Origin of the sequence: Stutzerimonas stutzeri (genome assembly GCF_000935215.1) — a bacterium.
Taxonomy (GTDB): domain Bacteria; phylum Pseudomonadota; class Gammaproteobacteria; order Pseudomonadales; family Pseudomonadaceae; genus Stutzerimonas.
The window spans coordinates 1-4193 of sequence record NZ_JXXD01000130.1 but is presented as its reverse complement, the minus strand read 5'-3'; the positions used below and the strand labels follow the sequence as shown (position 1 = coordinate 4193).

General features: G+C 54.5%; 3 protein-coding genes and 1 pseudogene. 1 reads left to right on the top strand and 3 read right to left on the bottom strand.

Annotated elements, in window-relative coordinates:
• Positions 1-174: 174 nt before the first annotated feature.
• Positions 175-918: an SDR family oxidoreductase gene (locus LO50_RS13990; RefSeq protein WP_031310677.1), complete on the bottom strand. Its 744-nt coding sequence runs from the start codon at positions 916-918 to the stop codon at positions 175-177.
• Positions 919-1062: 144 nt separating this feature from the next.
• Here LO50_RS13990 and LO50_RS13985 point away from each other — a divergent pair, with 144 nt between their 5' ends.
• Entirely contained in the window at positions 1063-1977 is a 915-nt protein-coding gene (locus tag LO50_RS13985; protein ID WP_044315388.1) for a LysR family transcriptional regulator, read from the top strand.
• 191 nt (positions 1978-2168) lie between these two features.
• Here LO50_RS13985 and LO50_RS13980 read toward each other — a convergent pair.
• Both LO50_RS13980 and LO50_RS13975 read right to left on the bottom strand, forming a co-directional pair.
• Positions 2169-3216, bottom strand: a pseudogene (locus LO50_RS13980) (transposase).
• A gap of 178 nt (positions 3217-3394) precedes the next feature.
• Complete coding sequence (locus LO50_RS13975) at positions 3395-3952, bottom strand: type 1 glutamine amidotransferase domain-containing protein (protein ID WP_044315387.1); 558 nt, start codon at positions 3950-3952, stop codon at positions 3395-3397.
• Positions 3953-4193: the final 241 nt, after the last annotated feature.

Genomic DNA, 4193 nt, shown 5'->3' with positions numbered 1-4193 from the left:
CGCCAGCATGGCTACCTATTGAGCTCCGGGAGGCGTCCATATAAGAGTTTCCCTAGCTATCTAGGCGCAAGGCCTTCATCAGCCCACCACCCGACAGCGATTCAGTTACGTTGCTCACAGCTTTTTACTCCAGATAAGCGGAGCCTGACGCCGAAGAGACAGGCCCTCAACTCATTAGAACTCCTGCACGGTTGGGCGCAGAACGATCTCGTTAATATCCACGTCAGCAGGCTGCTCAATTGCGAAGGCGATAGCTCGAGCGACCGATTCGGCGGGAATTGCATGCTTGTAGAAGTCCACCACGAAATCGCGGCTCTGTTGGTGGGTGCTGCCGAATTTCAGTTCGGAGTCCACGGCGCCCGGTTCGATAGTCGTGGTGCGGATGCTGCCACCGACTTCGTGACGCAGTCCTTCGGAGATAGCCCGCACAGCAAACTTGGTGCCGCTGTACACGGTGCCACCTGGGCTGAACACCTTCAGGCCTGCAACCGATGCGATGTTGATGAAGTGACCACTGTTTTGTTTCTGGAAGACTGGCAATGCAGCCGCGACTCCGTACAGCAGACCCTTGATGTTGATATCGATCATGCGATCCCACTCGTCAGTGCGAGCATCGCTGAGCGGTGCAATCGCCATCAGTCCGGCATTGTTGACCAGTACATCAATGCGACCGTAGGTGTCCACGGCACCTTGAATGAGCGTTTTGACCTCTTCCTGAGAGGTAACATCGGTCTGATACGCGATTGCCTGACCACCTGCATTGGTCAGCTCAGCCACCAGTGCGTCGAGTTTATCTTTGCGACGTGCAGCCAGCACTACGCGAGCACCAAGCGCAGCAAGGTGGCGCGCAGTAACCTCACCCAGGCCGCTACTGGCACCGGTGATAACGACAACTTTTCCAGAAATGTTATTGCTCATGCTGAGAACCTCATCGGCGGGTTTGTACTTCGCCATGGCTGGTTAACCTGGCAGTGCGCAAACTTTAGACCCATGATTGATCTCAATAAATGGAAATGATTAGATTATGCTATTCCTGAAAATGGAATAAATGAGAGGGGCAACATGCTTAACCGCATGGAGATGGTCAGGATTTTTTGCACAGCAGCAGAGGCAGGTAGCTTCCGCGAAGCGGCAACCCGATTAGGTATCTCCCCGCAAGGGGTTACCCGAGCCATTCAAGCCCTGGAAACGGAGCTTGGCGAATCGCTGTTTCACCGTAATACCCGCCAGGTGAGCATCACTGCTTTCGGTCAGGATTACGCCAAAGATGCCAGATCAGCTCTGGAGCATTTCGACACGCTATTCCGGTCGCACAGGATGGAACCTGAGCTGTCAGGGAGGGTGGGAATCACGGCTCCACATGCTATTGGCAGGCGCTTCCTGATACCGTTTCTTCAGCCCCTGGCCGCTGCACATCCTGACCTGCAATTCGATCTCCGCTTGGAAGATCAGATGACTGATGCTGTTGAGGCGCATATCGATATTGGTATCAGGGTGGGGGTTATTCGCGACCGGCGCTACGTTGCACGTGCCTTAGCTCCCGTGCCGTTTTACGTTGTCGCGTGCCCGTCTCTCATAGGCCAAAAGACACCACCTAAATCTTTGGATGCCTTAGCTAAGCTGCCACTTTCAGTCCTGATCGACCGGAAAAATGGCCGCCCTTGGCCTTGGCTATTTGCCGACGGGCAAACGTTCACGCCCAGGCAGCCAGCTCTTATCTGTGATGATCCAGATACGGAATTGGAAGCCACCCTGGCAGGCATGTGTTTTGGCCAAATTCCTGCCTATCTGGCTGAGCCTCATCTGCGGTCAGGAAAGCTGGTTGCTGTTTTGGCTGATCTCGCTCCAGCGCCATGGGATCTGTTCATATACCGCCCGCAGCAGGGTCCTGTATCGAAGCGGGTGCGATTGGTGTACGACCACCTTAAGCAGGCTTTCTCAAACCCCAAGCTATTTCCCCAGGGCCTGGGGACATAGCTTGAATACCTGCCAGCAATCGTCCGCTTTTGGCCCAGAGTGTGTAAAAACACTTTCACATCTTGTATGCCCCAGCCCACTGCGCCTGGGCGTAGTGATTTCCCGAGCATTTGCCACGATCAGCGCCGGTGGCGCGTCAGAGCGCTTATAAAGCACTGTGGTACCTCTTGGGACAGTAAAAACCGGGGCTTTTACGCCGTCATCGCCTTCAATAAGCCTTCGGTACCCATGATTTTCATCACCCGCTTCAAATTATAGGCAAGCACATTCAAGCTCATTTCTGCACTCACCCCGTTCAGCTTTCGGGTCAGGAAGTGCGTTGCGCCCATCCACTGCTTGAGCGTCCCGAAGGGATGCTCAACAGTCCGTTTTCGAACCTTCATCATCTCTGGTGCTTGGTTTAACCGGCGCTGCATTTCCTCCAGCACAGCCTCATTTTCCCAGCGCCTTACGCGACGATTTGTGCTTAGCGTGCACTGGGTTTTCAGCGCGCAACTCTGGCACTTTGAACTCCGCTGCCGCGCGTCATCATCGAACGGGCATCTGGGTCGGTCAGCGAAACCTGTTTGTCAGGGGAATCGTTGAGCTGAGTTTCGATCCCCTGAAGCTCTTTCATCTGCGCTTTGAGCTTGGCGATTTTGTCTTCCAGGCTGGCAGTGTCTGGCGCGGAGGCGATAGGATTCTGTCGATCAGCCGCATCGAGCGATGCCAAGTAACGGCTGATGCTCGTCTCTATTTCTTCCATGCGCCGCTTCAGTTCGGCGCTGGTGAAATTCCGGTCGCGGTTGTTCACCGCCTTGAATTTACTGCCGTCGATGGCAACTAGGTTTTCGCTAAAAAGTCCCAGCTGCTGGCAGAGCAAAACGAACTGGCGGCAGGCGCCGCGAATGGCTTTGCTGTTGTCTTTTCGGAAGTTGGCGATGGTCTTGAAGTCGGGCATCAATCGCCCGGTTAACGACATGAGTTCGACGTTGCGCTGAGCTTCTCGCTCAAGACGCCGGCTCGATTGAATGCGGTTTAGATAGCCGTAGATATAGATCTTCAGCAGGATCGCAGGGTGGTAAGCCGGTCTTCCGGTTTCAGCTGGAATGACGCCATCAAAACCTAGCGTGCCTAGGTCGAGCTCGTCGACGAAGACATCGACCACACGTACCGGATGGTATCACTGACGTAGTCGTCGAGGCTTTCGGGAAGTAAGGTGCTTTGACCTCGGTGTTCACCCTGGATAAACCGTTTCATGGGCGTCCCTTGCGCTGAGATTCTCGGACATAGCAAGGCTTTGCCGGTGCGTTTTTACACACTCTGGGCCGAAAAAAGCCTCTGACGACTGACAGCATGTGCCAAATGCCTTGAGCCCAGGCTTCGGGCAGAACCCGGCCTGTGACTCGCGGCTGGAGTATGGCTTATCAGCGCCTCCCTACTTCAACGCCGCTACGATAGCGTCGTTGAACACGGGGATGTCGTTGGGGTTACGCGAAGTGATCAAAGTCCATCCATTGGCTTGGCATTGCTTTACTTCAACATCTATCCAACCAGCAGCACCGGCATTTTCCAGATCGAGCCTGACGCTGGGGTAAGACGTGAGGGTCTTGCCAGCTATGACCCCAGCGTTGATTAGCAACCACGGCCCATGGCAAATCGCAGCGATTACTTTGCCTGATTCGGCGAACTCCTTGGCCAGGCGCTGGGCATTTTCATCCAGTCGAAGCGTGTCGGCGTTGACCGTTCCGCCTGGAATCACAAGCGCATCAAAGTCCGAAGCGTCGAGCCCAGCCAGCGCAACCTGAGACTCGACAGTGCGATCTTTCTCAGTGTCCTGAACGAACGTCTGGGTAGTGCCGCCGTCACTTGAGCCATGGGCGACCAGGGCGCCATGCGCCTTAAGCGTTTCAAGCGGTTTCACCAGCTCATCGCGCTCGATACCCGTATTCGAGGTGATGAATAGTACTTTTTTGCCTGCCAGTTGATTACTCATGGTGGTCACTCAGTCCTCTCATCAAGGTAAAAAAGGAGGCGTGCGGGTGACACTTCATCCGACGCGTTGAAGATGGGAGGTCAGAGCGGTTTTGAAAGTTCATCCGCATTCGTCTTGAGCAGAATGCAATGGATGAAGCCAGGAACGTCGGGGGATTTCACATTCGAGCCTGCAAAAATTGAGCAGGTATAAACATGGCGGTTGCAGGAGCTGAGCGCAACACGGTTATTGAATTGAAGCC